The following is a 26,370-nucleotide window of genomic DNA, read 5'->3' as shown; positions in this document are numbered from 1 at the left end:
TTGGGGAATGGAGATTGCTCAGAAGCGAAACTCGAACCGCATCCGCTATGTCTTCGAAGACGACAAGGTGCGCTACGCCATCGCCGACGGCTCGGGAAAGCGGGAATTCTCAGTGCGCTACGACCAGATCTCTCGAGAGAGGCAGTCTCTGGAGGAGCGCAGTACCTGGTTCCGGAACGCGGGGGCGCTCTGGCTGCTGCTCGGGATCGTGCTCACGATCTGGGACTGGTCCAGGCTGGGTAGGCTGGACATGTCCATCTGGGTGCCGATCGGCGTGGTCTGCCTGTCCCTCTACTGGCTGCGAGTCACGCGGTTTGTGATCTTCCCAAGCGAGCAGGGCAATCTGCTGGTGATCGATGACGCCGACGGCAAGCGCATCATTGAAGAGCTCTTCCGGCGGCGCGCGGACTACCTGCGCCGTGAGTACGACGTCGTGCGCGCTGGCGACACGCCCGACCACCTGCGCGGCAGGCTGCGCTGGTTGTACGAAGAAGGGGCATTGGACGAGCGGCAGCTGAGCGAACGGCTGGAAGCGGTCGAATTGATGGAAGCTCGGCTGCAATCGGTGACGCCGTTGCCTCCCGCTGGCGGTGTCCTGCACTGAGTCAGTTGCGCGCCAGCGTCCAGCTGCGCAGCAGGCCGTCCACGCCGGCCTCGATCATGTCGAAGGCCTTCACGAAGTCCTGCGGGCCGCCGTACCAGGGGTCGGGGACGTCGACCGGGCGCTGGCCTGGCGCGTACTCCATCAGCAGGCCGATCCGGGCGCGCGCATCGGGCGGGGCCAGGCGCTCGATGGCGCGGACATGCTGGGCGGTCATGCCCAGGATCAGGTCGAAATGGCGATAGTCGCGCGCCTCGATCAGCCGGGCCCGATGCGGCGGCATGGGCACGCCGCGTCGCTGCAGCTCCTGCAGGGCACGACGGTCGGGCGGATTGCCGACTTCCTCGTCGGTGACCGCCGCACTGTCGGTGTCCACCTCGATGCCCTGCGCGGCCGCCTTGCGCAGCAGCAGCGCCTGCGCGGTGGGCGAGCGGCAGATGTTGCCGGTGCAGACGAACAGCACCGAGGGGGTGGTCTGGGACATGGCGACGGATTGCCGGAAAGGGGACGACATCCTAGAGGGTGCGATGGGCTTTGCGATGCGACGCGTCGGCCGGCGAAGGCAAAGTCGCCCCACGACCCCTCCGGCTCAGAACAGCCGGATATCCAGGTCGAACGGCTCGATGGACAGGAGCCTGATCCGCGCCGTCTGCGGATGGCGATGGTTGATCAGCACGTTCCGGTCCGGCGCACCGTCCAGGGGCACGATCGCCGATGGGACACGCAGCAGCGGTGCCGTCCTGGCCTCATGCCAGCGATCGCCATGCTGCTGGGTCAGCGTTTCGTCCAGGCGCCATCCTGACGGCAGGGAGGTCACTTCGATCGTTTCCATCGCGAGGTCATCGGGAACCTCGTAGCGCACCATGACCTGCGGCGGCATCAGCTCGGGGTCCTGGATGTGGACCAGCTTCTCCAGCACGCACAGGGACGGAGAAGTGGCGCAGTAGGTGAGCGCATGCCCGACGGTATTCCAGCGGCCGTCGTACAGCAGCCCATAACCCCCATCGAAGACCTGGGCGAAGTCCTCGCCGGACAAACGCCACAGCAGCATCAGGCGGCGGCGCCCCAGGCGATCCTGGCCAGCACGGCTTCCACGAGCCGGGCGCCGGCCTCGGTCTGGGCGACATCGAGCGGGGTCTCATGGCTCAGCACCCCCAAGGGCTTGCGCAGCCAGAGATGCGCCTTCTGCGTGTCCTTGAAGGTGTCTTCGGCCAGGGTCTGGATGCGGAGCAGCCGCACCGCGCGGTCCGATTCTTCCACGGTCAGCGGCTGCGCCTTCTCTGCCCGGTGGCGTCGCGTGCGCTGCGGGATGACGAAGCGTTCGATTTCCTGCTCGCTGATCCCGGCCTGCGTCAGCCCGCGCAGCGCGAGCAAGGGCAAGCGATGGCGCACCAACAGCGCCAGGTCGGCCTGTGAGCGAATATCGCGCCCCAGCACCGGCCGGCCGCCGAGCTTTCGCGCGACTTCTTCGATGATGGTGGACAAGATGCACCTCCTGCGGCCTTGCGGCAACTTGCCGTCAATGTATGGGGCGGATTGCCGGGGGTCAAGGTGCCGCCTTTGCGGGCCTGGGCGTTTCGAACCCGGCGGCATGTCGACGACCACGCCGCGCCCCAGCGCATCGGAGGCGGGTTCCAAGACGCGTGCCTAACGCGGACGATGCAGCTGCACCCGGTCGCGGCCCTCGTGCTTGGCCTGGTACAGCGCCAGGTCGGCGTCGTTGAACAGCCGCAGCGTGTCCTCGCGGGTGCGGACCATGGCGATGGCCACGCCGGCGCTGATGGTGATGTGCCAGGGCGTGTCCTGGCCGGGCACGCGCAGCTCGCAGGCGGCCACGGCCTTGCGGATGCATTCGGCCACGTCCAGCGCGTGCTGGGCGTCGGTGGTCGGCAGCACGCAGGCGAACTCCTCGCCGCCGTGGCGGGCGACGGTGGCCTGCGCGCCGGCGCAGTCGCGCATGGCCGCGGCGACTTGGCGCAGGGCCTCGTCGCCGGCGGGGTGGCCGAAGCGGTCGTTGAAGCGCTTGAAGTGGTCCACGTCCAGCAGGATCAGCGCGCGCGGCAGGGGCCCGTCCGGCGAGGGCGAGACCACTTCCAGCAGGCGGCGGCGGTTGTCCAGGCCGGTGAGCTCGTCGCGGTAGGACAGGGTGCGCAGGCGTTCGTTGGCTTCGTGCAGTTCGGCGGTGCGCTCGCGCACGTGTTGTTCCAGCACGCGACGCTGTTCGCGCAGGCGGCGCGTGCGCCAGGCCGCCAGCCCGTAGCCGACCAGCAGCACGGCGAACCCCGCGGCCACCCGCGCGCCCGGCGTCTGCCACCACGCGGCCTGGATGTTGATCGGCACTTCCAATGGCGTGCTCGTGTTGCCGGCGTGGTCGCGCGCCTCCACGCGCAGGCGGTAGTGGCCCGGCGGCAGCGCGTTGAAGCTGCGGAAATTCTGTTCGGTCCAGTCGCCCGGCGCGGTGTCGTAGCCGAGCAGCTGGGTGCGGAAGCGCGAGTCGGCCTCGCGGAACCAGGACAGCAGCGCGTAGTCGATGCGCAGCTCGCGCTTGCCCGGCGGCACCTCCAGCGCGGGTCCGGCCACCGGGCGGCCGTCGATCCGCAGGCCGGTCACGCGCAGCGGCTTGGGCTGGGTGTCGTGCAGCTCACGCCTTGGGTCGTAGACGGCCAGCCCACCCAGCGTGCCGGTCCAGAAGCGGTCGTGCCGGTCCAGAAACTGCACGTAGTTGCATTCCTGGTGCAGCAGGCCGTCGTGGCGCCCGAAGATGCGGCTCTCGTAACCGCGCGCGGTCGGGGTGAGCAGCTGCACGCCGTTGTTGGTGCACAGGTAGACCCGGCCCTTGCTGTCGACCTGGGCGTTGTAGACGCTGGGGTCGGGTGGTGGTGGCAGCGGCTCGGGCAGTAACCGGGGCTGGCGCGGGTCGCTGATGTCCACGCGTGCCACGCCGGCGCTGCTGGTGCCCAGCCACAGGATCTGGCGGTGCCCGGCGTCGGGGATCAGGCTCAGGCCGATGACGTTGGTGTCGGTCAGGCCCAGGTCCGTGCCCAGCGTGTCCCAGCGTGTACCGTCGAAGCGCGCCAGGCCGTGGTTGGTGGCCGCCCACAGCCACGAGCGCCCCTGCGCATCGACCACGTCCAGCACCCGCAGCGCGCGCCAGGGGGCGTTGCTCACCGGCGGCGGGAAGCGCGTCCAGGCGCCGTCGCGCAGCCGGTACAGGCCGGTCTCGCGGGTGGCGAACCACTGCTCGCGCCGGCCCTCGTAGGTGCGCACCAGGGTGTCGTAGAGCAGTTCGCCCTCGGTGTGCTTCCAGGGCGTGGCGATCGGCGCGAAACGCGACTGGCCCGGCGACCTGCGCAGCACCACGCCGCCGCGCAGACTGACCCAGTAGGTGCTGCGTCCGGCCTCGTCGTGGGTGGCGATCACCGAGCCGATGTTGGCGTCCGGCGGCACGCCCTCGTCCTGGCCGAAGTGGTGCCACTGGCGGCCCTGGTAGAGCGACAGGCCTTCGCCCGAGGAACTCACCCACAGCCGCTCGCCGCCGTGGCCGTCGGGTTCGACCAGGAAGCCGAACACGCCCAGCCCGTCCGAGCCCATCAGCGAGGCGATCACCCAGGGGCTGGCGCCGAGCACGGTGCGGGTCACGCCCCAGTCGCTGGCCATCCACAGCACGTCCAGCCCGTCGGGGCTGCGCCAGGCGATCACGTCGCGGATCACGTCCGACCGCAGGCCGTGGCGGCGATTGAACACCTGCAGGGTGTCCTCGTGCAGGCGAAGCAGGCCGGCGCGGCTGGCCACCCAGATCGCGCGGTTGCCGTCCGGCAGCGCGGTATTGGCCACGTTGTAGATCACGTTGCTGGGCAGACCGTCGTGGTCGTGGCTCCAGTGGCGCAGGCCGTCGGCGCGCATGCGCCACAGGCCGCCGGTGTAGGTGGAGATCCACAGTTCCTCGCGGCCCTGCTGCATGACCGGCATCAGGTCCTCGACCTGGGCCACGTCGAACTGATGACCCTCCCAGCGCCGCCAGGCGACCTGGCCCGGATCGCGGTACCACAGGCCGCGCGCGTTGGTGCCCAGCCACTGCCGGCCGGGCACGCCCAACTGCCGGGTCTGAGCCATCGACCGCAGCGGGTCGGCTGGCAGCGAGGCATTGCCGGGATCCAGCTCCCAGCGCCCGTCGCGCAGGCGCATCAGGCCGTGGTCCCAGGTCAGCGCCCACAGCACCACCTCGCCGCTGGGGTCGGTGGTCTCGGCGAAATGCTTGATCTGGTTGGAGGGCAGGCCGGTGTCGGTGTTGGCCGCCTGCCAGCGCTTGCCGTCATAGACCGCCAGGCCCGTATTGCGGAAGGCCGCCCACACCCGCCCGCCGTGGTCGACGAACACATGCGTGGCCGAGTGTCGCAGCGCCGGCTCGTCCACCGCCATCCAGCGGCGCCCGTCGTAGCGGTAGACGCCGGCCGGCGTGGCGCCCCAGACGAAGCCATTCCTGTCCACGCAGGTCGAGGACACGCCGGCGTCCGGCAGCCCCTCGTCCTGGCCGAAGTTGGTGAAGGCCGGCGCCTCCAGATCGGTGAGATCGAGCGGACGCACGCTCGCCGCGGCGCCGGCCGCAGCCTGCGTGGCAGGTATGGCGCAGCACAGCAGCATCCACAGGATGGCCCTGGCCTTGGACATGCGACGGTTCTCCCCTTGGCCCGATTATGCAGACTCCCATGCAAGAAAAAGGCCCCGCGCGCGGGCGGGGCCTTCCGGGAACGTGATGCGTTGCAGCATTCAGTGCGCGCTGTGCTCCAGGGCCTTCACCGCATCCAGCGTTTCCTGCACATGCAGCTTGGGGCTGCGGTCGGAGTAGACGTGGGCGACCTTGCCCTGCGGCGTGATCACGTACGAGGTACGGTCCGACCAGCCGGGCTTCTCGGCCAGGGTGGCGTCGTATTGCGCGGCGATCTTGGCGCCCGCGTCGGCCGCCACCGGGAACTTGCCGCCGCAGGTCTCGGTGTTCTTGGAGAAGTCCGCCAGCTGGTCGGTGTTGCCGGCGGTCACGCCGATCACCGTGGCGCCATGCGCCTTGAACTGGTCCACCGCTTCGGAGAACAGGTGCGCCTCCAGGTTGCAGCCGGCGGTGTTGGCGGCGGGGAAGAAATAAACCACCACCGGGCCCTTCTTCAGCGCATCGGCCAGGGTGAAGGTGAAGGGCTTGCCGGCCAGATAGGCCGGCGCGCTGAAGGCGGGGGCCTCAGCGCCGGTCTTCAGCGCGGCCGAGGCGGTCGCCGCAACGCATAGCGAGACCGCCAGCGCCACGGCACGTGGCAGGAAATTCTTCATGGTCATGCTCCGATTGGGGTGCGGTCGTTATACGCCAGCTTTCGTATAGGAATGCGCCGGGCCGCCACGGGCGCCTATGGGGTAGCCTGCACGGGAGCAGGATGCTGTTGCTGGGCGATGTAGTCCAGCTCGTGCAACGCGGTCGAGTTGCCGGGTTCTAACTGCAGGGACTGTTCATAGGCCGCCCGGGCCCCGTCCAGATCTTTTAGTTCGGTTCTGGAGAACCCGATCCCACGCAGCGCCATTGGTTGGATGTAGGCCGCTTCGGTGTGGCTGCGGCCAAGTTCGAGCGCGGTGTTGTACGCGTCCAGGGCCTCGGCGGGCCGCCCTAATTGATTGAGCACAAACCCCTTTTCGGTCCAGGCACTGGGGTAGTAAGGTCCCACCGCGATGGCCGTGTCCAGCAGGCGCAACGCCTCCTCGAACCTGTGCAACTGCGCCAGTCCGTAGCCTGCCTGCTGGTAGGCCATCGCGCAGGCGATATCCAGCCACTCGGTGGGCTCGCCGTTGCCGGCGTCGGCCATGTATTGCGCGTATTCGCGGCGGCTGGAAAAGCTCATTGCCCTGCGTCCAGGCTGGCTGCGTTGCGCATCGCAGTATGCAAGGGCCGGCTGCAGCAGCGGCATGGCTGTGTCGACATCGCCCTGGAGCATCGTGGTGGTCGCCTCGCCGACGTCCTTGCGATAGGCATGACCGGTACCCGGCTCAGCGCTGTAGTAAAGACGGCTTTCCACAATCTCCGTTTGGGCCCAGGCCACGGCGGGGACCAGCGAAATCAGCAGCAGCGATCGGTTCCAGGACATGTGCAGGCTTCCTTGTTCCGGCAGTGGAGAAAGTGGGCCATCGCCGCGTTGTGCGGTGGGAAACTGCTGTGAGGCTTATTCCCGGCGCTGGGCGAACAGCCAGGCCCACAGCGCCGGGTCGGCGTAGGTGGCATCCCAGACGTTGTGATTGCCGTGCGGATACTCGGTATAGCGCACCGGATGGACGGCGGCCTCGAAGGCGGCCACCAGCCGGTGGTCGTCCTCAGGCAGGACGATATCGTCCTGCGCGCCATGGAACATCCAGATCGGCGTGCCGCCCAGCCGCGTGGCGATGGCGGCATAGGGATCGGCCAGGCCGTCGACCGGGGTGACGCGCAGGCTCGGCCGCTGCGGGCGCGGCGGATGCACCGCGCCGCACACCGGCGCCAGCGCGGCGAACCGCTCCGGCGCCAGCAGCGCGACTTCCCAGGTGCCGTAGCCGCCCATCGAGATGCCGGTGACGTAGACGCGCGCGGGATCGGCCTGGAACTCGGCCAGCGTCGCCGCCTGCGCGGCCAGGGCGACGCGTGCGTTGGTGCCGGTCCATTCCTCCTCGTCCGGCACTTGCGGCAGGACCACCAGCGCGGGGAAATCGCGCCGATGCCGCTTCAGATACGGCCCGAGGCCGGCGTCGAGCTGCTTGCGATTGTCGCGACCGCGCTCGCCCGAGCCATGCAGGAACAACACCAGCGCCGGCGCACCCTGATAGGCGGCGGGCGAGGGGACGAACACCTGGTAGCGATGCGTCGCACCATCGACCTGCACGCTGCGTTCGACGAAGCGTCCCGACACGGTCTCAGGCCTGGAAGCGCAGGCGGCGAGCAGGGAACAAAGCAACAACAGGGAGAACCTTTTCATGAAACGCATGATCCTGCGGACACAGCGCGCATCCTAGGTCCCTGGCTCGGCTTACGCATGGCGTGCTGCAGCAGATCATGCCCACGGACGCCAGTAGACCAGCAGCGCCAAGACCGCACAGTGCGTCGCCACCAGCGACCAGAACGCGATCTGATAGCTCCGCTTTCGGTTCTTGTGACGCAGACTGCGTTGCGCGATCAGCGCCCCGGGCCAGCCGCCAAGCAATTCCAGCAGATGCAGCGTCTGTTCCGGTGTGCGCCATGCGTTGGATCCGGCTGCACGTTTGTCCAGGGCGTACGCGGTCCAGGTCACGCCGCTCATCGCCAGCACGCCGATCACGCCCCAGTCGGGCACGCGATGTGACCAGGCCAGCCACGCAAGAACCAGCCCGTAGGCGACCAGGATGCACCAGCCCGGCCAGCCTCCATGCCAGGCCTGAGGCGCGTTAGCTGCCGCGCGTTGCCTGGCCGATGCGCTCGGGGGGACGACGCGGCGGACCCTTTTGGCCGCGGGTTGCCCATCGCGGCCCTGGCCCTGCGTATAGCGCAGCCATTCGCCCACTTCCGGCCTGCGCCCCTGCTGCCGGTAGTCGCGGATGTGGAAGAACAGCTTCGGCCCGTCCACTGGCTGGATGAAGCCGTAGCCGCGCGCGTCGTGCCACTCGGTCACCTTGCCCAGCCGCTCGCCGTCGCGCATCCGCCCGCTCCTTCAGAGCAGCACCAGGGTGGCCAGGCCAAGAAAGCTCATGAAGCCCATCACGTCGGTGAGGGTGGTCAGGATCACGCTGCCGGCCAGCGCCGGGTCGAAGCCCATGCGCTTGAGCGCCAGCGGCACGGCCACGCCGCCGGCCGCGGCGGTCAGCAGGTTCAGGGTCAGCGCGGTGCCGATCACCAGCGACAGGCCGGGCTGGCGGAACCACACCAGCACGATCAGGCCCAGCAGCGTGCCCAGCCCCAGCCCGTTGATCAGCGCCACGCCCAGCTCCTTGCGCAGCAGCACGTAGACGTTGGAGGCGCCGATCTGTCCCAGCGCCAGGCCGCGCACCATCAGCGCCAGCACCTGGGTGCCGGCGTTGCCGCCCATGCCGGCCACGATCGGCATCAGCGCGGCCAGCGCGACGATCTTGGCGATGGTGCCCTCGAACTGGCTGACCACCGAGGAGGCGATGAAGGCGGTGCCCAGGTTGATGCCCAGCCACAGCATGCGCCGGCGGAAGGCGCGCCGGATCGGCGAGAACAGGTCCTCGTCCTCGTCCAGGCCGGCCGCGCTCATGGCCTGGTGCTCGGCCTGGTCGCGGATGATGTCGACCACGTCGTCGATGGTGATGCGGCCCATCAGGATGTTGTTGTCGTCCACCACTGGCGCCGAGACCCAGTCGTGGTCGGAGAACTTGCGCGCGACTTCCTCCGAGCGCTCCTCCACGTCGATGGCCGGCTGCTCGTCGTCGATCAGGCGATTGATCGGCGTGGACGGCTCGTGGGTGACCAGCGCGGCCAGCGGCACGCGGCCCAGGTACTGGTGCTTCTTGCTGACCACGAACAGGTAGTCGGTGTGGTCGGGCAGCTCGCCGCGTAGGCGCAGATAGCGCAGCACCACCTCGATGTTGACGTCGGCCCGCACCGTGACCACGTCGGGATTCATCAGGCGGCCGGCGCTGTCCTCGGGGTAGGACAGCACCTGCTCCAGGCGCTCGCGGTTCTCGCGGTCCATCGACTTGAGGACCTCGTCGATGACCGTGTCGGGCAGGTCCTCGACCAGATCGGCCAGGTCGTCGATGTCCAGGTCCTCGACCGCCGCGACGATCTCGTCGGGGTCCATCTCGGCCAGCAGGCTTTCGCGCACTTCCTCGCCGACGTGGACCAGCACCTCGCCATCGTCCTCCGGATCGACCAGGCCCCAGACCACCTCGCGCTTGCCGGGCGGCAGCGATTCGAGCAGGTTGCCGATCTCGGCCGGCGAGAGCGTGTTGACCAGGCGCCGCACCGGCCCCAGACGACCGCTGTCCAGCGCATCGGAAAGCAGGCGCAGCTGACGTGCGGTCTTGTCGTGGCGGACGGCTTCTGCCATGCGCATGGCCCCTGTGCGGTCGGTGGAAGCACCGCCTCGCCGAAGGACGATGCGCTGCAGGTCAGGTGTTCATCGCGGCATTATCGCTTTTAAGCCATGAGTGCGTGAAGAGCATGGAGGCATAGGCGAAGCACCGGCCCGCCCTCACGTCTCGTTGTTCGCTCCCGCCTTCGCCAGCCAGCGCTCGATGCCGCTGCGGTCGCGCGCCTTGAGCAGGGCGGGGGCGGCCTTGAGCAGGGCGCCGCGGTCGTGGCCGCGGATGGTGCGGCGCAGTTCGAGCATGTGCGAGGGATGCAGGCTGAAGTGTTCCAGCCCCAGGGCCAGCAGGATCGGCGCCATCGCCGGGTCGCCGGCGATCTCGCCGCACACCGCGACCTGCTTGCCGTGGCGGCGGCCGGCGCGCAGCACGCCGTCGAGCAGATGCAGCAGCGCCGGGCGCAGCGGCGAGTACAGCTCGCCCAGGGCATCGTTGTTGCGGTCGGCCGCCAGCAGGTACTGCACCAGGTCGTTGGTGCCGATGGAGAGGAAATCGACCAGGTCGATGAAGTGCTCCACGCAGATCGCCGCCGACGGCACCTCGATCATCGCGCCGATCTGCACCTGCGCCGCGATTTCGTGGCCTTCCTTGACCAGCTGCCGGGCCAGGCGCTTGAGGCGCTTGCGCACGTCGAGCAGTTCCTCGCGGATGGCCACCATCGGCACCAGCACGCGCACCGGGCCGTAGCCCGAGGCGCGCAGGATGGCGCGCAGCTGGGTATCGAACACCTCGCCATGCGCGCGCGAGAGGCGCACGCCGCGCAGGCCCAGCGCCGGGTTGGCCTCGCCGCGCAGGGCCAGGCCGGTGCGGTCGGCCTTGTCCGCGCCCAGGTCCAGGGTGCGGATGGTCACCGGCCGCCCGCTCATGCCCAGCACCACGTCGCGATAGGTGTGGAACTGTTCTTCCTCGCTGGGCAGCTCGGCACGCTGCAGGAACAGGAACTCGGTGCGGTACAGCCCGATCCCGGCCGCGCCCAGCGCATGGGCCTGGGCCACGTCCTCGCGCGATTCGGCGTTGGCGTGCAGCGCGATGTCCACGCCGTCGCGCGTGCGGGTGGGCTTGCTGCGCAGGCGGCCGAGCTCGCGCTGCTCGCGCTTGAGATCCTTCAGGCGCTGGCGGAACTCGCGCAGGTCCGCGGCGGAGGGTTCGACCACCACCTCGCCGGTCTCGCCATCGACGATCAGCGCATCGCCGTCGTTGATCTTGGCCAACGCCGCGCTGCAGCCCACCACCAGCGGCATGTGCAGGCTGCGCGCCAGGATGGCGCTGTGCGAGAGCGGGCTACCGGTGGAGGTGACCACCGCCACCACGCCCTGGGCCTGCAGCTGCGCCAGTTCGGAAGGGGCCACCGTATCGCTGACCAGGATCTCGCCGGCCAGGCCTTCCGGATCGATGGCGCGGCTGTGCAGATGGGCATGGATGCGCCCGATCACATGGTCCAGATCGTCCATGCGGCTTTTCAGGTAGGCGTCGTCCATGTCGCGGAACACGGCCGCCAGGCGGTCGCGCTGCAGGCGCAGGGCGTAGTCGGCGCCGTAGCGGCCCTTGCGGATCAGGTCGTCCAGGCCCTGCAGCAGTTCCGGATCGTCCAGCAGCAGGGCGTGCAGGTCGAGGAATTCGCCGACCTCGCGCGCCAGCGCGCCGTGCAGGCGCGTGCGCAGCTCGCGCATTTCCGCCCGCGCCGCGTCGATGGCGCCGTGCAGGCGTGCCAGCTCTTCATCGACCTCGCGCGCGCGGATGCGCTGCTCGGCCACGTCCAGCGCGTGCGGCAGGCGCACGCGCGCGCGACCCAGGGCACTGCCGCGCGAAGCCCCGTGGCCCGGCAGCAGTTTCCTCATCAGGCGTCCTCGTCGAAGCGCCGTTCGAACAGGTCGACGATGGCCTGCATGCACGCGGCCTCGTCCTCGCCGTCGGTGCGCACGGTGACCTGGGTGCCCTTGCCGGCGGCCAGCAGCATCACGCCCATGATGCTCTTGGCGTTGACCTGGCGCCCCTTGGCGGCCAGGGTCACGTGGCTGCGGAAGGGCGAGACCACCTGGACCAGCTTGGCGGTGGCGCGCGCATGCAGCCCTAAGGCGTTGGAGACGGTGAGTTCGCGCTCAAGCATCGTCGAGGATGGCTCCATTTCGTGAGCCGGCCGCCGCGGTGGCCGGGAGTTCGTCCAGTCCCTGTTCGGGGTAGTTCATCACCCGTAGCAGCATCGGCAGGCTCAGCGCCGAGACGCGCCGTACCGGCGTGCCCAGGCGCGCCACGCGGGCGGCCAGGTTGCTGGGCGAGCCGCCGTAGACGTCGGTCAGCACCAGCACGCCTTCGCCGCCGTCCACGCGCCGCAGCGCGGCCGAGGCCTGCGGCAGCAGCGCGTCCAGGTCCGCGTCGAACGGCACCTCGAAGGCCTCGGCCTTCAACGGCAGGTTGCGCAGCATGCCGCCGGCCACCGCCAGGAGCGAGGGGCCGATGCCGGGATGGGTGATGAGCAGGACGCCACAGGTCATGGTGACAACATTAACAGGCTGATGCCGCGCGCATCGACATGGGATCACGGTTTTCTCCGTCCCGCGACGCGCCGCAGCACGCACTGGCGCGCGCTTGGCGCGTCAGTCCAGTTCGCGATGGAAGGTGGCGACCTGGTCCCAGCCCTGGGTGCGGGCGTGTTCGGCCAGTCGCTCGGTGAGGAAGACCGAGCGGTGCTTGCCGCCGGTGCAGCCGAAGGCCACGGTCACGTAGCTGCGGGTCTCACCGCGCAGGCGCGGCAGCCAGGTGTCCAGGAATTCGCTGACCTGCTGCACATAGCGCTGCACGTCGTCCTGCGCCTCGAGGTATTCGCGCACCGGGGCGTCGCGGCCGGTCAGCGGGCGCAGCTCGGGCTGCCAGTGCGGGTTGGGCAGCACGCGCGCGTCGAACACGAAGTCCGCATCGGCCGGCACGCCGCGGCGGTAGGCGAAGGATTCGAACAGCAGCGAGGGCGCGTCGCGGCTGTCGAAGGCGAACTCGCCGACCACGCGGCGGCGCAGCTGGTGCACGTTGAGCTGGCTGGTGTCGATGACCAGGTCCGCCTCCAGCCTCAGCGGCTGGGTGACCTGGCGCTCGCGCGCGATCGCCTCGGGCAGCGACAGGCCGGTATGGCTCAGCGGGTGGCGCCGGCGCGTGTCCGAGTAGCGGCGCAGCAGCACCGCGTCCTCCGAGTCGAAGAACACCAGCTTGGCGTCCAGCCCCAGCCGTCCCACCGCCGCGCGCCACAGCGAGAGTCTGGACAGATCGCTGTGGCGGTTGCGCACGTCGATGCCCACGGCGACCTTCTGCGGCAGCACGTCCTCGCGCATCAGGCTGCGGATGAAGTCCGGCAGCAGCTCGATGGGCAGGTTGTCCACGCAGTAGTAGTCCAGATCCTCCAGCGTCTTGAGCGCCACCGACTTGCCCGAGCCTGACAGGCCGCTGACGATCAGCACGAACGGTGCCTGCGTCGCCTCGGCGGGCTTGCCGCCCTCGTCGGTCGGGGCCTGACTCATGGCGTGCTGCGCTCCAGCAGGTTGCTGTGGCGGGCGATGAACATCGCCGCCGGGTCGATGCCCTTGGTGCGCAGGATATGCAGGCGCGTGGCCGCCTCGGTCAGCACCGCCAGGTTGCGGCCGGGCATCACCGGCAGGGTGATCAGCGGCACGTCCAGGTCCAGCACGTGGCGCGCGCCCGAGTCGCCGGTCAGGCGGTCGTAGCCGTGCACGCCGGGCTCGGTCATCGGCCGGGTCAGGTGCACGATCAGGCGCAGGTACTTGTTCTTCTTCACCGAGGTGTCGCCGAACATGTCGCGTACGTTGAGCACGCCCAGCCCGCGCACTTCCAGCAGGTCCTGCAGCAGCTCCGGGCAGGTGCCATCGAGCACGTCTGGGGCGATCTGGGTGAACTCGGGCGCGTCGTCGGCCACCAGGCGATGGCCGCGTGTCAGCAGTTCCAGCGCCAGCTCGCTTTTGCCCGAGCCGGCCTCGCCGGTGATCAGCACGCCGATGGAATAGATCTCCATGAACACGCCGTGCAGCGTCACCCGTGGCGCCAGCGTGCGCGCCATGTGGTAGGACAGGAAGTTGAGCAGCTCATGGCCGCGGCGCGGCGAGACCCACAGCGGGGTCTCGGTCTCCTCGGCGGTGGCGCGCAGGTCCTCGGGGCAGGACTGGTTCTTGCTGATCACCAGCGCCAGCGGCCGGTCGGCCATCATCTTCTCGATGGTCTCCCAGCGCTGGCGCGAATCCAGCCCGTCCAGCCAGGCCAGCTCCTCGGTGCCCAGGATCTGCACCTTGTTGGGATAGATCGCATTGAGGTAGCCGGCCAGCGAGGGCCGGCGCTTGACCTTGCCGGCGGTGTCGATCTGACGCTTACCGCCGGCCCGCCCGGCGATCCAGCGCAGGCCCAGCTTGTCCTTCATCTGCTCGAACAGCTCGCTGGCGGTGATGCTGGAATTCATGGCGTCGGGGAAAGCGGCATCGAAGCGCGATGATACGACGTGCCGGTGACACATCCACGCGCGCGGCCGCGCGGCGCGGCGCCATAACGCAGACGGCGGCCGAAGGGCCGCCGTCTGGTGAGGATGCATCGTGGCCGGGACAGGCTCAGTCGGCGTTCTCGCCGCGGCCGCGCTGGCGGTCGATCTGCTTGCGCTTGTGCTTGAGCACCAGCCGGTCCAGCTTGTCGGCCAGGATGTCGATGGCCGCGTACATGGTTTCGGCGCCGGCGTCGGCGTGCAGCGTGCGGCCGGAGAAGTTGATCGTGGCTTCGGCCACGTAGTCGGGCTTGGAGAACCCCAGTTGCGTGCGGCATTCGAGCGGCTGGTCGAAATGTCGTTCAAGGCGCTTGAGTTTCGTCTCGACGTAGTCACGCAGTGCGGGGGTGACTTCCATCGACTGGCCGTATGTCTCGATTCGCATCGCATTGTCTCCTGCAGTGGTTGTTGCGTCGGTTGTTGGGACAAACCGGGCGGGCGTGGGGTTCCTTGCTGCTCCTGTGGTTGGCGGGGTTGGGTTCAAGTTCGCACCGGTCGGCCCGGTGTTCAAGCTGGCAGGTGGCAGGTGAACCTGCCGCCAATCGCAAGGATCAGCCCATCCGCACGCGCTCGTGGGAGGACAGGATGTCCATGGCCTCACGATACTTGGCCACCGTGCGCCTGGCCACCGGCACGCCTGACGATTTCAACAGGTCGGCCAGCTTGGCGTCGGACAGCGGCTTGCGCGGGTTTTCGGACTCGATCAGCTTGCGGATCATCGACTGGATGGCGGTGCTGGAGGCCTCCCCGCCGCCCTCGGTGCTCACCCCAGAGGCGAAGAACGCGCGCAGGGGCAGGGTGCCGCGCGGGGTGCGTACGTACTTGCGGGCGATGGCGCGCGAGACGGTGGACTCGTGCAGGCCGACCTCGCCGGCGACCTCGCGCAGGGTCAGTGGGCGCAGGGCGGCCTCGCCGAATTCCAGGAAGCCGGCCTGCTGGTGGATCAGGCAGCGGGTGACCTTGAGCAGGGTGTCGCCGCGGGCCTCCAGGCTCTTGAGCAGCCAGCGCGCCTCCTGCAGGTGGCCGCGCAGGTAGCCGGCATCCGACTCGCTGCACTGGCGGATCATCGACTCGTAGCCGCGATGGATGGACACCCGCGGCAGATGCTGGCTGGCCAGGGCCGCGCGCCAGATGCCCTTCTGGCGCCAGACCACGCAGTCGGGCACCACATAGGTGTCCTGGCTGAGTTCGCCGATCTGCACCCCCGGCTTGGGATCCAGCGAGCGCAGCAGCGCCACGGCGTCCTCGACCTCGGCCTGGGGGCGCTTGAGCTCGCTGGCCAGGCCGGCCACGCCGCTGCGCGGCAGCTTCTCCAGCAGGGCGCCCTGGGCGATGGTCAGCGCCAGCGCGCGGCCGGGCGTGTCGGCCGAGAGCACGTCAAGCTGCAGGCACAGGCACTCGCCCAGCGAGCGCGCGCCGACCCCGACCGGATCGAAGCGCTGCAGCTGGCACAGCACGGCCTGGATCTCGTCCTCGCCGGCGACGACCTCCGGCCGCAGGGTCTGGGCGATCTCGGCCAGCTCTGTGCGCAGATAGCCGTCGTCATCGATGGCGTCGATCACTGCCGCGCCGATGCGCCGGTCGCGCAGGGACAGCTGCGACAGATGCAGCTGCCACAGCAGATGGTCCTGCAGGCTGTCGGTCTGGGCCACGCGCTCGGCCGCGCTGCCGGGGTTGTCGTCGTCGTCGAACGAGCCGCCGGACCCGCCGCCGCCCTCATTGCTCCAGGGATTCTCGTCGGCCTGCCAGTCCTCGCGCTCGGGCTGGCGCTCTTCGGGCGGCTCGTCGGCCGGGGCGTGGTCGGCGTGATCGACGCCGCCGGCCTGGGCATCGGGGCCGTCCTCGGCCCAGTCCAGCAGGGGGTTGGTCTCCACCGCCTCGGTGATCTCGGCCTCCAGTTCGGCCGCGGACATCTGCAACAGACGGATCGCCTGACGCAGCTGCGGCGTCATGACCAGTTGCTGGCCCAGCGATGTCTGGAGGCGTGGCTTCATTCGCGAACCGTCAGGATAGCGGACCGAACGCCTGCCGCGTTCGCCACGCTCGCCTTACAGCCGGAAGGTCTCTCCCAGGTAGACGCGACGGACGTCCGCGTTGGCCAGCAGTTCGTCCGGAGCCCCCTGCGCCAGCACGCTGCCTTCGGCGAGGATATACGCCCGGTCGCAGATTCCCAAGGTTTCGCGGACGTTGTGGTCGGTGATCAGCACGCCGATGCCGCGGTCCTTGAGGTGGGTGATGATGCGCTGGATCTCGCCGACCGAGATCGGGTCCACGCCGGCGAAGGGCTCGTCCAGCAGCATCAGACGCGGCTTGGCGGCCAGGGCGCGGGCGATTTCCACGCGGCGGCGCTCGCCGCCGGACAGGCTGGCGCCGAACTGGTCGGCGACATGGCTGATCTGCAGCTCTTCCAGCAGCGAGGCCAGCTCGCGCTCGGCGCCGTCGCTGTCCAGGTCCTCGCGCAGCTCCAGCACCAGGCGGATGTTGTCGGCCACGGTCAGCTTGCGGAACACGGAGGGTTCCTGCGGCAGATAGCCCACGCCGAGCTTGGCGCGGCGGTACATCGGCTCGCTGGTGATGTCCTGGCCGTCCAGCACGATGTTGCCGGCGTCGGCCGAGACCAGTCCCACGATCATGTAGAAGCAGGTCGTCTTGCCGGCGCCGTTGGGGCCGAGCAGGCCGACCACCTCGCCCTGGTCGAGGGTCAGGCCGAATTCGCGCACCACCTCGCGCTGCTTGTAGCGCTTGCGCAGTCCCTGGGCCGACAGCATTACTTGGTCCCCGGCTTGGCGGGAGCGGGCGCGGCGCCCGCGGCGGGGGCCTTGTTCTTGGGCTGGATCACGGTGCGCACGCGGTTGCCGTCGCCGCCGCTCTGCATGTTGCCGGTCACGGTGTTGTAGACCATCTTCTCGCCCGCGTTGGTGCCGCGGGGGGAGGTGATCTTGTAGTTGCCGGTCAGGGTGATGATGTTGTTGGTGATGTCGTAGTCGATCCGGTCGGCGGTGGCATCGATGGGCGTGCCGTCATCGTTGATCTGGTGCAGCGTGGGCTGCTTGGTCTTGGTGCCGGTGAACACGCCGCGCGAGACTTCGCCGGCCTTGCGGTAGATCAGGCCCTTGTCGGCATGCACTTCCAGGGTGCCCTGCACGATGACCACGTTGCCGGTCAGCGTGCTGACGCCGTCGTCGGCGAAGCTGATGTCGTTGGTGTCCGAGTCGATGGTCATCGGCTGGTCGCGGTCGGATTTCTTGGCCAGTGCGCCTCCCGCCACCACCAGCAGGCAGGCGGCCGCCAGCGCGGCCAGGCCAGTCTTATTGCGCGGATTTGGGCACATAGCGTGTTTTCACCTTGGACTTGAACTGGAATTGTTGGGTCTGTGAGTTGATGACGAAACCGGTGCCCTGCATGATCGCGCCGGGCTGGGTGAGCGTGGCCGGCTGGTCGGTGCTGGCGATGTGCTGATCGGGGAAGACATCGAGCCGGCTGGTGGTGAAGGTCGAGCGGGTCGCCGCCTCGGGCGGGCTGTTGCCGACCACATCGCCGGTCAGGACGGCCTTCTCGCCCTTGGCCGCCACCCAGGCGCTCTTGCTGCGCAGCTCCCAGTGGTGCCCGTCCTTGTCGGGCATCAGGAACAGCGGGGTGGTGATGCTGAAGGTCTCATCGCTGGCGGTGCGGTGCATTTCCGGGGCGCGCAGAGTCACGCCCTCGGTGCCGTCCTTGTTGAGGGTGACCATCTCGAAGTCGTGCATGATGTAGTCCGACTGCGCGGCCGGGCCACTGGTGTGCGGCTTCTTGCGATTGTTCCAGGCCGACCAGCCGAACAGCAGCAGCGCCACCAGCAGCGCCAGTCCCAGGCCCATGCGCCAATTCATGCGGCGCCCTCCTGCAGCAGGCGTTCGACATGCCCTTGCGCGGCCAGCACCAGGTCGCAGGCCTGGCGCGCGGCGCCATGGCCGCCGCCGGCCGGGGTCGTCCAGTGCGCCAGCGGCGCAACCCAGGGATGGGCGTTGGCCGGCGCCACCGCCAGCCCGACCCGGCGCAGCGTGGTCAGATCGGCCAGGTCGTCGCCCATGAACAGGACCTGCTCCATGGCCAGGCCGCGCTCGGCGCACAGCCGCTCGACCAGGCCCAGCTTGTCCTTGACACCCTGGTGCACGCCGATGCCCAGTTCGCGCGCGCGGTGCTCGACCACCTGGCCGCTGCGCGCGGTGACCAGCATCACCTCGATGCCATGCCGGCGCAGCAGCACCAGGCCCAGCCCATCCTGCACGTGGAAGGTCTTGCCTTCACGGCCCTCGGCATCCAGGAACAGCCCGCCGTCGGTCAGCGTGCCGTCGACGTCGAAGCAGGCCAGGCGCACGCGCGCGGCGCGTTGCAGCAGGGCGTCGGTGACGTCGGGCAGGTGGGCATGGGCGGTCAAAACGGGGCGGTCCTTCATGAATAGGCGCAGGTGGCGTGGTTCTTACACCACGCGTGCACGCAACAGGTCGTGAACATTGAGCGCGCCGATCACGCGCTGGTCGGCGTCGACCACGATCAGGCCGCTGCCGATGTTGCGGGTTTCCAGCAGGCGCGCGGCCTCGGTGGCCAGCGCCTGCGGCCCGATGGTGACCGGGTGACGGGTCATCAGGCTGGCGATGGGCGTGGTGTGGATGTCCAGCCCGGCATTGTCCAGGGCGCGGCGCAGGTCGCCGTCGGTGAAGATGCCGCGCAGCACGCGCTGGTCGTCCACTACGGCGGTCATGCCCAGCCGCTTGCGGCTCATCTCCACCAGCGCCTGGGCCAGGGTGGCGTCCTGGGACACGGTCGGCACGTCCTCGCCGGTGTGCATGACATCGCTGATGTGCACCAGCAGGCGCCGGCCCAGGCTGCCGGCCGGATGCGAGCGGGCGAAGTCCTCCGAGGTGAAGCCGCGCGCCTCCAGCAGGGCCACGGCCAGCGCGTCGCCCATGGCCAGGGTGGCGGTGGTGCTGGAGGTCGGCGCCAGGTGCAGCGGGCAAGCCTCGGCCGGGACGCTGACATCCAGGTGCAGGTCGGCCTGGCGGGCCAGGGTCGAGGCCGGGCGTCCGGTCATGGCGATCACCAGGTTGCCCTGGCGGCGCAGGACCGGCAGCAGCATCAGGATCTCGTCGGACTCGCCGGAGTAGGAAATGGCCAGCACGATGTCCGCGTCGGTGATCATCCCCAGGTCGCCGTGACCGGCCTCGCTGGGGTGGACGAAGAAGGCCGGCGTGCCGGTGGAGGCCAGGGTCGCGGCGATCTTGCGCGCGATATGCCCCGACTTGCCCATGCCCATGGCCACCACGCGCCCGGCGCCGGCCAGCACCATCCGGCAGGCGGCCGAGAACGGGCCGTCGATGCGCTGGGCCAGCGCGGTCAGCGCGTCGGCCTCGGTCTGCACCGCGCGACGGCCACTGGCGGCCAGGGCGGCATCGTCGACGGGAACGCTGTGCTGCGCGGTGGAAGGCATCGGGGGCGATGGCCTGGGCTTAGAATGGTCGGCCATTTTAGGAGGAAAGGCCGTTGGACGCCGAAACCATCCGTGAACTCATCCAGACGGGCCTGCCCGGCGCCCAGGCGCGCGTGCAGGGCGATGACGGCGTGCATTTCGAGGCCACCGTGGTCTGCGAGGCGTTTAAGGGCAAGCTTCCGCTGGCGCGCCACCGCATGGTCTACGCCACCCTGGGCGACCTGATGGGCGGCGCGATCCACGCCCTGCAACTCAAGACCGTCACCCCCGACGAAGCCGCCTGAGGCGGCTGCGTTCCCTTTCGGACATCCCCAAGCTCCATGCAGAAGATCATCGTCACCGGTGGCGCGCCGCTCAACGGCGAAGTCACCATCTCCGGCGCCAAGAACGCCGTGCTGCCCATCCTGTGCGCCACGCTGCTGGCCGACGCGCCGGTGGAGATCACCAACGTCCCCAACCTGCACGATGTGGCCACTACCGTGAAGCTGCTGAGTGGCATCGGCGCCGGGGTCGAGATCGACGAGGGCGGCGACGGCGCGGGGCGCCGCATCACCATCGACCCGTGCACCGTGGACCGCTTCGTGGCTCCCTACGAGCTGGTGCGCACCATGCGCGCCTCGATCCTGGTGCTCGGCCCGCTGGTGGCGCGCCACGGCGCGGCGGTGGTGTCGCTGCCGGGCGGCTGCGCCATCGGCTCGCGTCCGGTCGATCAGCACATCAAGGGCCTGCAGGCGCTCGGCGCGCATATCACCGTCGAGAACGGCTACATCAAGGCGCGCGCGGCGCGGCTGAAGGGCACGCGCTTCGTGTTCGACATGGTCACCGTCACCGGTACCGAGAACGTCATGGCCGCCGCCACGCTGGCCGAAGGCACCACGGTGCTGGAGAACGCGGCGATGGAGCCGGAGGTCACCGACCTGGCCGACTGCCTCAACGCGCTGGGCGCGCGGATCGAAGGCGCCGGCACCTCGCGCATCGTCATCCATGGCGTCGAGCGCCTCGGCGGCGGCCGCCACGCGGTGGTGCCGGACCGCATCGAGACCGGCACCTTCCTGGTGGCCGCGGCGATGACCGGTGGCAGGATCACCGCGCGCAGCGCGCGTCCGGACACGCTGGAGGCGGTGCTGGACAAGCTCACCGAGGCCGGGGCGCACATCGAGACCACGGCCGACACGATCACCCTGGACATGCAGGGCAAGCGACCCAAGGCGGTCGATCTGACCACCGCGCCGTACCCGGCGTTCCCGACCGACATGCAGGCCCAGTTCATGGCGCTCAACTGCGTGGCCGAGGGCGTGGGCGTGATCAACGAGACGATCTTCGAAAACCGCTTCATGCACGTCAACGAGCTGCTGCGCCTGGGCGCGGACATCCGCGTTGAGGGCCACACCGCCATCGTGCGCGGCGCCGCCCAGCTGTCCGGCGCCCCGGTGATGGCCACCGATCTGCGCGCCTCGGCCTCGCTGATCCTGGCCGGCCTGGTGGCCAGCGGCGAGACCACGATCGACCGCATCTACCACCTGGACCGCGGCTACGAGAACATCGAAGGCAAGCTCGGCGCGCTGGGCGCCACCATCAGGCGCGCGTCATGACGATGATCAAGCGCCGCACCGGAACGCCGGTGTTCTCGCGTCGGCGCCGCGCGCTGCTGACGCTGGTGGGGATCGCGCTGCTGGCGGTGGCGTGGATGGCCTGGATCGGCGCGGCCGGTCTGAGCGGCATCTCCAGCAAGGACATGGACTGGGACGGCAACGGCCAGGTCACCGGCCAGGAGATCGCCCAGTCCTATTACGCGGTCGTCGCGGAGAAGACCACCGAAGGCAATCGCACCTGCACCACCTACAAGTGGCGCAGCAGCGGCACGCAGATCCGCGTCGAATGCCGCACCGAGCTGCATCCGGCGCAAGCGGGCGAGGCGAAGAAGTAGGCGGCATGCGCGGCATCGCGCAGATGCCGCCGGCTTTAGTCGTTCCAAAAAAAATGTGGGCGCCGCCACAAGGGCGGCTCCCACTTGTAGAGCGGAGCTTGCTCCGCTGCCTTTCGGCCGGATCGTCGGGAAGCCCTAGCGGAGTCCCCCAAAGGGGATTGCCACAAGCTCCGCTCTACAAGGAGGCTGCGCTCGATCTGAGAGACAGCTGCTCCCACGGATTCGCTAGGAACTCCCACTTCGGATCAGTTGAACGAGGTCAGGGTCAGGTCGTAGGAGTCTTGACCGTTCTCCCGCTGCAGCATGCGCGCCGGCACCGGCATGTCCGGCACCACCCATACGATCATCTGCTTCTTGCCCTCGGTCTGGCTGACCTTGGTCGCGGTGACCTGCTTGCCGGCGATGGTGATGGTGTCCTTGCCGGAGACCTGGTAGCTCATCGGCGTGGCCTTGCCGTTCTCCAGCATGCGGTAGTTGAACGTCTGCTTGCCGGCGTGCACGTCGCGCACGATGGCCAGGTTCACCAGCAGCGCGTCCATGTCGCCGGGCTCCAGCGCGACCGGGCCGCGGCGGTTGTCCTTGATGTCGCCGCTCCAGGTGGCCTGCTTGCTGGCCCAGTCGTAGGCGGTCTTGACCTGCTTGCTCTTGACCAGCACCAGCGAGGCATCGCTGGAGGACAGCGGACGGAACTGGCCGTCCTTCTCCTCGAAGGTGGTGGACTGGGTCAGGTTGACCAGCTGGTTGCGCACGTTCAGGTCGTACTTCCACTTGCCGGCGCCCTGGGCGGCCAGGGTCATCTGGCCGTTGCCCTGCATGCCCATGGCACTTGCCTGGTAGGTGGCGTTGAACGGCTGCAGGGCTAGGGCCGGCGCCGCGGCCAGGGCGAGCACGGCGATGGCGGCCAGCGCCTTGAGCGGGCGGATCGGGTTGGATGTCATGTCATTGCACTCCCTGGTAATCGATGAGGCGCAGGTCGATGGCGTCCTCGCCATCGTCGCGTTGCAGCATGCGCACGGGGGTGGGCACGCCGGAGGCGACCCAGAAGATCTGTTCGCGGTCGCCGCCGTTGGTGCGGGCCACGCGCATGGCGTCGTAGCTGAGTTCGCCGACCTGCACGATCTCGGTCTGCGGGGCGACCGCGTACTGGTACTGGCGCGCGCGGCCGTTGTCGACCACGCGGTAGTCCAGCGCCGCGCCCGGCTTGGCGTCGCGCATGATCGCCAGGTCCAGCAGCAGCGAGCTCATGTCGCCGGCCTTCAGCGGCACCGGCGCGCGCCGGTCCTTGTCGACCTTGCCTTCCCATTGCGCGGTATTGCTGCGCCAGTCGTAGCTGCCGGTCTGCTGCTTGTCGCCGAACACGGCCTTGCGCACCGTGCTCTGGCTCAGCGGCCGCAGCAGGATGCCGGCACCGGTGTCGGTGACGTCGAACACCGTGCTCTGCTGGATGTTCAGGCGCAGCAGGCTGGCCACGCCGCGCTCGCCGCGGATCTCCAGGTCCAGCCGCCACTGGTTGCCCTCGCGGTGCACCACCTGCAGGGTGGCATCGCCGGCGCGCTTACCCTTGTACCAGGCCTCGTAGGTGGCGGTGAACGGCGCCAGCGTCCAGGGCTGGGGGGCGTCCGGCGCGGCGCTTTCGGCGGCCGCTGGCGCGGCGGGCGGGGTTGCGTTGGCCGTCGCCGGAGCCTGCTGGGCCTGGCTTGCGGGCACGGCACAGGCGAGCAGCAGGATGCCGGTCAGCAGGATGGTCTTCACGGGGTCGGTTCGGGGTGCGGCATGCGCCGTTCGAGGGAATCTAGTGTCAGCGGCGTAAATCGCGGCTGACCATCGACGTAGGTCGTGCCATCACGTTCAGACAGGCGACCGGCCGCCGCCAGGCGCAGCACCGCAGGCAGCAGGCGGTGTTCGAGTGCCAGCACGCGCGAGGCGAGGGTCTCGGGCGTGTCGCCGGCCTCGACGGGCAGGCGCGCCTGGGCGATCAGGCTGCCGGCATCCAGCTCGGGAATGACGAAATGCACGCTGCAGCCATGTTCTGTGTCGCCGGCAGCCAGCGCCGCGGCATGGGTGTGCAGGCCGCGGTGACGCGGCAGCAGGGAGGGGTGGATATTGAGCATGCGCCCGGCGAAGCGCGCGATCAGCGCCTCGCCCAGGATGCGCATATAGCCTGCGCACACGATCCAGTCGACGCCGGAGGCGGCCAGGGCGTCGCCCAGCGCCTGCTCGTAGGCCTGACGGCTCTCGAAACTGGACGGCCTGGCCGACCAGCGCAGCTCCGGCGGCACGCGCATCAGCGCGCCGGCCTGCGGGCGGTCGGAGAAGACGCCGACCAGGCGCGCGTCCAGCCGACCTTGCGCGATCGCGTCGAGGATCGCCTGCAGGTTGCTGCCGCGCCCGGAGGCCAGCACCGCGATGCGGGGCAGGGTCATGCGCGGCGCCCGGAGCGGGGGCAGGGCAAGCGCCGGGCCGTCAGCCGATCCGCACGCGCTCGCCGGCGCCGGCGGCCACCACCTGGCCGATGCGCCAGTGGCCGATGCCGGCCTGGTCCAGGCTGGTCTCCAGCGCCGCGGCGCTGGCCGGATCGGCGATCAGCACGAAGCCGATGCCGCAGTTGAAGGTGCGCCACATCTCCGCGTCGGCCACCGCGCCGGCCTGCTGCAGCCACTGGAACAGCGGCGGCAGCGGCCAGGCGCTCGCGTCGATGTCCAGGCCCAGGCCGTCGGGCACGACGCGGATGATGTTCTCGGTCAGGCCGCCGCCGGTGATGTGGGCCATGGCGTGGATGGGCTTGCCCGCGCCCGCGCCGTGGCTGCGCAGCAGCGCCAGCACCGGCTTGACGTACAGGGTGGTCGGCGCCATCAGCGCGTCGATCAGCGGCACGCCGCCGATGTCCAGCTCGGCCGGGCGACCGGCGCGGTCGTAGATGCGGCGGATCAGCGAATAGCCGTTGGAGTGCGCGCCCGAGGACGCCAGGCCGATCAGCACGTCGCCTTCGCCTACGGCGCTGCCGTCGAGCATCTCGGCCTTCTCGACCGCGCCGACGGTGAAGCCGGCCAGGTCGTATTCGCCCGGGGCGTACATGTCGGGCATCTCCGCGGTCTCACCGCCGATCAGCGCGCAGCCGGACAGTTCGCAGCCCTTGGCGATGCCGCCGACCACGGCCACGGTGGTGTCCACGTCCAGCTTGCCGGTGGCGAAGTAGTCCAGGAAGAACAGCGGCTCGGCGCCCTGTACCAGCACGTCGTTGACGCACATGCCGACCAGGTCGATGCCGATGGTGTCGTGGCGGCCCAGTTCCTGGGCCAGCTTGAGCTTGGTGCCGACGCCGTCGGTGCCCGAGACCAGCACCGGCTCGCGGTACTTGCCGGACAGGTCGAACAGGGCGCCGAAGCCGCCCAGGCCACCCATCACCTCGGGCCGGAAGCTGCGCTTGACCAGGGGCTTGATCCGTTCGACCACGGCGTTGCCGGCGTCGATGTCCACCCCCGCGTCGCGGTAGGTCATGGGCGTGGCGGCGGGCGGGTTGGGCTGGGTCACAAGGCGGCCGGATCTGAGGGAGGCGGGGGCGCATTTTAAGGGAAGTGCGTCCCTCGGCGTGCGCGGCGTGAACGGGGCGTGCTGGCGGTGGCGGGCCGTTCGGGCAACAATCCGCACGATTCGCTGTTGACTTTAGGACGCTCGATGCGCCGTTTGCACGCCCTGGCCGCTGCTGCCGCCCTTCTCCTTTTCTGCGCACTGCCCGCCGTGGCGCAGGACGCGCTGCGCACCGAGGGCGACGTCGCCAAGGCCCAGGGCCTGTACGAGGCCGAGGTCACGGTGCCCAGCCAGAGCGAGGGCGACCGCAACGGCGGTCTGGCGCGCGCGCTCGGGCAGGTGCTGGGCAAGGTCAGCGGCGATCGCAACGCCGCCACGCGCCCCGGCGTAGCCGCCGAGCTGCGCAACGCCAAGAATTATCTGGACAGCTACGACTACCGCCAGGACCAGGGCACCTCGGCCACTGGGGCGCCGTCCTTCCGCACCACCCTGATCGCCCGCTTCGACCCGCAGAAGGTCGACGTGCTGGCCAGCGTGCTCGGCCTGCCGGTCTGGCCGCAGCCGCGCGCCAAGCCGGTGCTGTGGCTGGCCATCGACGACGGCTCGGGCCCGCGCCTGGTCGGCGTGCAGCAGTCCGGCGCGGCGCGCTCGGTGCTGGACCGCGCTGTGGACCGCGGCTACCGCCTGGGTCTGCCGCAGGGCACAGCGGCCGAGGCCGCGCTGGCCGCGGCGATCTGGCGCGGCGACACGGCGGCGGTGGCCAGCGCCTCGGCCCGCTATGCCCCGCCGATGCAGCTGATCGGCAAGCTCTACCGCGGCAAGTCCGGCTGGGTCGCCGACTGGACCTTCGTGGACAGCGGCAAGGTGCTGGCGACCTCGTCCAGCGACAACGCCGACGCCCGCCAGGCCATGGCCACCGGCGCCGACGTGGCCGCCGATGCGCTGGTCAAGCGCTACGCCAAGCAGGCCGTGGGCGGCCAGCCGGGCACCTACCGGATCCTCGTCAGCGGCATCCGCAGCGCCGAGGACTACGTGCGCCTGTCGGCGGCGCTGCAGCAGACCGCCGTGGTGCGCCGGATCGCGCCGGTGCGCGCGCAGGGCGATGTGCTTGAGCTGGACCTGGATCTGCTCAGCGGCGTCGAAGGCCTGCAGCGCATGCTCGGCCAGGATGGCCCGCTGGTCGGCGGCGACGGCAATCCGCCGCAGTTCTACCTCAAGTGACCCCGCGCTGACGC

At 69.6% G+C, this 26,370-nt stretch carries 30 protein-coding genes; 5 read left to right on the top strand and 25 right to left on the bottom strand.

Going from position 1 to position 26,370, the window contains the following annotated elements:
• The first annotated feature begins 7 nt into the window (after window positions 1-7).
• The gene (locus MWN52_RS12850) at window positions 8-604 is read left to right on the top strand and encodes a hypothetical protein (RefSeq protein ID WP_286574927.1); all 597 of its coding nucleotides are present in this window, start codon (window positions 8-10) and stop codon (window positions 602-604) included.
• Window position 605: 1 nt separating this feature from the next.
• Here MWN52_RS12850 and MWN52_RS12845 read toward each other — a convergent pair whose 3' ends face one another.
• From MWN52_RS12845 to MWN52_RS12745, 21 genes are all read right to left on the bottom strand, one after another.
• Window positions 606-1,085, bottom strand: a complete 480-nt coding sequence (locus MWN52_RS12845; protein WP_286574926.1) for a low molecular weight protein-tyrosine-phosphatase — start codon at window positions 1,083-1,085, stop codon at window positions 606-608.
• A gap of 105 nt (window positions 1,086-1,190) precedes the next feature.
• Window positions 1,191-1,652, bottom strand: a complete 462-nt coding sequence (locus MWN52_RS12840) for an RES family NAD+ phosphorylase (RefSeq protein ID WP_286574925.1) — start codon at window positions 1,650-1,652, stop codon at window positions 1,191-1,193.
• The gene (locus tag MWN52_RS12835) at window positions 1,652-2,086 is read right to left on the bottom strand and encodes an antitoxin Xre/MbcA/ParS toxin-binding domain-containing protein (protein WP_286574924.1); all 435 of its coding nucleotides are present in this window, start codon (window positions 2,084-2,086) and stop codon (window positions 1,652-1,654) included. The genes MWN52_RS12840 and MWN52_RS12835 overlap by 1 nt, the downstream gene beginning before the upstream one ends.
• A 162-nt stretch (window positions 2,087-2,248) precedes the next feature.
• Window positions 2,249-5,269: a ligand-binding sensor domain-containing diguanylate cyclase gene (locus tag MWN52_RS12830; RefSeq protein ID WP_286574923.1), complete on the bottom strand. Its 3,021-nt coding sequence runs from the start codon at window positions 5,267-5,269 to the stop codon at window positions 2,249-2,251.
• A gap of 99 nt (window positions 5,270-5,368) precedes the next feature.
• Entirely contained in the window at window positions 5,369-5,920 is a 552-nt protein-coding gene (locus tag MWN52_RS12825) for a peroxiredoxin (protein WP_205953632.1), read from the bottom strand.
• 74 nt (window positions 5,921-5,994) lie between these two features.
• Window positions 5,995-6,723 carry a tetratricopeptide repeat protein gene (locus MWN52_RS12820; RefSeq protein ID WP_286574922.1) on the bottom strand — a complete coding sequence of 243 codons (729 nt, stop codon included), beginning with the start codon at window positions 6,721-6,723 and terminating at the stop codon, window positions 5,995-5,997.
• Window positions 6,724-6,798: 75 nt separating this feature from the next.
• The gene (locus tag MWN52_RS12815; protein ID WP_286574921.1) at window positions 6,799-7,581 is read right to left on the bottom strand and encodes a carboxylesterase family protein; all 783 of its coding nucleotides are present in this window, start codon (window positions 7,579-7,581) and stop codon (window positions 6,799-6,801) included.
• Between the two features lie 75 nt (window positions 7,582-7,656).
• Complete coding sequence (locus MWN52_RS12810; RefSeq protein ID WP_286574920.1) at window positions 7,657-8,277, bottom strand: DUF1294 domain-containing protein; 621 nt, start codon at window positions 8,275-8,277, stop codon at window positions 7,657-7,659.
• Window positions 8,278-8,289: 12 nt separating this feature from the next.
• Window positions 8,290-9,648 carry a magnesium transporter gene (gene mgtE, locus MWN52_RS12805; protein ID WP_130521010.1) on the bottom strand — a complete coding sequence of 453 codons (1,359 nt, stop codon included), beginning with the start codon at window positions 9,646-9,648 and terminating at the stop codon, window positions 8,290-8,292.
• Between the two features lie 144 nt (window positions 9,649-9,792).
• Window positions 9,793-11,523: a phosphoenolpyruvate--protein phosphotransferase gene (gene ptsP / locus MWN52_RS12800; protein WP_286574919.1), complete on the bottom strand. Its 1,731-nt coding sequence runs from the start codon at window positions 11,521-11,523 to the stop codon at window positions 9,793-9,795.
• The gene (locus MWN52_RS12795; protein ID WP_130521006.1) at window positions 11,523-11,792 is read right to left on the bottom strand and encodes an HPr family phosphocarrier protein; all 270 of its coding nucleotides are present in this window, start codon (window positions 11,790-11,792) and stop codon (window positions 11,523-11,525) included. Before MWN52_RS12795 ends, ptsP begins: the two co-directional genes overlap by 1 nt.
• A complete protein-coding gene (locus MWN52_RS12790; protein ID WP_130521004.1) occupies window positions 11,785-12,177 on the bottom strand; it encodes a PTS sugar transporter subunit IIA in 393 nt (130 codons plus the stop codon). Before MWN52_RS12790 ends, MWN52_RS12795 begins: the two co-directional genes overlap by 8 nt.
• A 102-nt stretch (window positions 12,178-12,279) precedes the next feature.
• A complete protein-coding gene (gene rapZ / locus MWN52_RS12785; RefSeq protein ID WP_286574918.1) occupies window positions 12,280-13,191 on the bottom strand; it encodes an RNase adapter RapZ in 912 nt (303 codons plus the stop codon).
• Entirely contained in the window at window positions 13,188-14,138 is a 951-nt protein-coding gene (gene hprK / locus MWN52_RS12780) for an HPr(Ser) kinase/phosphatase (protein WP_130521000.1), read from the bottom strand. The genes rapZ and hprK overlap by 4 nt, the downstream gene beginning before the upstream one ends.
• Before the next feature lie 145 nt (window positions 14,139-14,283).
• Entirely contained in the window at window positions 14,284-14,598 is a 315-nt protein-coding gene (gene hpf, locus MWN52_RS12775) for a ribosome hibernation-promoting factor, HPF/YfiA family (protein WP_130520998.1), read from the bottom strand.
• 166 nt (window positions 14,599-14,764) lie between these two features.
• Window positions 14,765-16,207, bottom strand: a complete 1,443-nt coding sequence (locus tag MWN52_RS12770; protein ID WP_286574917.1) for an RNA polymerase factor sigma-54 — start codon at window positions 16,205-16,207, stop codon at window positions 14,765-14,767.
• Window positions 16,208-16,261: 54 nt separating this feature from the next.
• Window positions 16,262-16,981, bottom strand: a complete 720-nt coding sequence (gene lptB, locus MWN52_RS12765) for an LPS export ABC transporter ATP-binding protein (RefSeq protein ID WP_130522985.1) — start codon at window positions 16,979-16,981, stop codon at window positions 16,262-16,264.
• On the bottom strand, window positions 16,981-17,544 hold the full coding sequence (lptA, locus tag MWN52_RS12760; RefSeq protein WP_130522984.1) for a lipopolysaccharide transport periplasmic protein LptA: 564 nt from the start codon (window positions 17,542-17,544) through the stop codon (window positions 16,981-16,983). The genes lptB and lptA overlap by 1 nt, the downstream gene beginning before the upstream one ends.
• Entirely contained in the window at window positions 17,522-18,082 is a 561-nt protein-coding gene (lptC, locus tag MWN52_RS12755) for an LPS export ABC transporter periplasmic protein LptC (RefSeq protein WP_130531763.1), read from the bottom strand. The genes lptA and lptC overlap by 23 nt, the downstream gene beginning before the upstream one ends.
• On the bottom strand, window positions 18,079-18,630 hold the full coding sequence (locus tag MWN52_RS12750) for a KdsC family phosphatase (RefSeq protein ID WP_286574916.1): 552 nt from the start codon (window positions 18,628-18,630) through the stop codon (window positions 18,079-18,081). The genes lptC and MWN52_RS12750 overlap by 4 nt, the downstream gene beginning before the upstream one ends.
• Before the next feature lie 42 nt (window positions 18,631-18,672).
• Window positions 18,673-19,680, bottom strand: a complete 1,008-nt coding sequence (locus MWN52_RS12745) for a KpsF/GutQ family sugar-phosphate isomerase (protein ID WP_286574915.1) — start codon at window positions 19,678-19,680, stop codon at window positions 18,673-18,675.
• A gap of 53 nt (window positions 19,681-19,733) precedes the next feature.
• Here MWN52_RS12745 and MWN52_RS12740 point away from each other — a divergent pair, with 53 nt between their 5' ends.
• Genes MWN52_RS12740 through MWN52_RS12730 form a run of 3 tightly spaced genes read left to right on the top strand, consistent with a single transcriptional unit; the run spans window position 19,734 to window position 21,607 of the window.
• Window positions 19,734-19,964: a BolA family protein gene (locus tag MWN52_RS12740; RefSeq protein ID WP_130520984.1), complete on the top strand. Its 231-nt coding sequence runs from the start codon at window positions 19,734-19,736 to the stop codon at window positions 19,962-19,964.
• A 36-nt stretch (window positions 19,965-20,000) separates the two neighbouring features.
• Window positions 20,001-21,272, top strand: a complete 1,272-nt coding sequence (gene murA, locus MWN52_RS12735) for a UDP-N-acetylglucosamine 1-carboxyvinyltransferase (protein ID WP_286574914.1) — start codon at window positions 20,001-20,003, stop codon at window positions 21,270-21,272.
• On the top strand, window positions 21,269-21,607 hold the full coding sequence (locus tag MWN52_RS12730) for a hypothetical protein (RefSeq protein ID WP_130520979.1): 339 nt from the start codon (window positions 21,269-21,271) through the stop codon (window positions 21,605-21,607). The genes murA and MWN52_RS12730 overlap by 4 nt, the downstream gene beginning before the upstream one ends.
• A 245-nt stretch (window positions 21,608-21,852) precedes the next feature.
• Here MWN52_RS12730 and MWN52_RS12725 read toward each other — a convergent pair whose 3' ends face one another.
• The 4 genes from MWN52_RS12725 to purM are packed head-to-tail and all read right to left on the bottom strand — an operon-like array spanning window position 21,853 to window position 25,105.
• Window positions 21,853-22,545, bottom strand: coding sequence for a DUF3108 domain-containing protein (locus MWN52_RS12725; RefSeq protein WP_286574913.1), 693 nt, complete (start codon window positions 22,543-22,545; stop codon window positions 21,853-21,855).
• 1 nt (window position 22,546) lies between these two features.
• Window positions 22,547-23,359 carry a DUF3108 domain-containing protein gene (locus tag MWN52_RS12720; protein WP_286574912.1) on the bottom strand — a complete coding sequence of 271 codons (813 nt, stop codon included), beginning with the start codon at window positions 23,357-23,359 and terminating at the stop codon, window positions 22,547-22,549.
• Entirely contained in the window at window positions 23,356-24,030 is a 675-nt protein-coding gene (gene purN / locus MWN52_RS12715; RefSeq protein ID WP_286574911.1) for a phosphoribosylglycinamide formyltransferase, read from the bottom strand. Before purN ends, MWN52_RS12720 begins: the two co-directional genes overlap by 4 nt.
• A gap of 40 nt (window positions 24,031-24,070) precedes the next feature.
• Complete coding sequence (purM, locus tag MWN52_RS12710; protein ID WP_130531859.1) at window positions 24,071-25,105, bottom strand: phosphoribosylformylglycinamidine cyclo-ligase; 1,035 nt, start codon at window positions 25,103-25,105, stop codon at window positions 24,071-24,073.
• Between the two features lie 177 nt (window positions 25,106-25,282).
• On the opposite strand from purM, the gene MWN52_RS12705 reads away from it, so the two are divergent.
• Window positions 25,283-26,356, top strand: coding sequence for a DUF2066 domain-containing protein (locus MWN52_RS12705; protein ID WP_130520972.1), 1,074 nt, complete (start codon window positions 25,283-25,285; stop codon window positions 26,354-26,356).
• The last annotated feature ends 14 nt before the right edge of the window (window positions 26,357-26,370 follow it).

It is taken from the genome of Pseudoxanthomonas winnipegensis (assembly GCF_030322905.1).
Classification (GTDB): Bacteria; Pseudomonadota; Gammaproteobacteria; order Xanthomonadales; family Xanthomonadaceae; genus Pseudoxanthomonas_A; species Pseudoxanthomonas_A winnipegensis.
The sequence above is the reverse complement of the archived record's forward strand: the minus strand, read 5'-3'. Positions and strand labels throughout refer to the sequence as shown.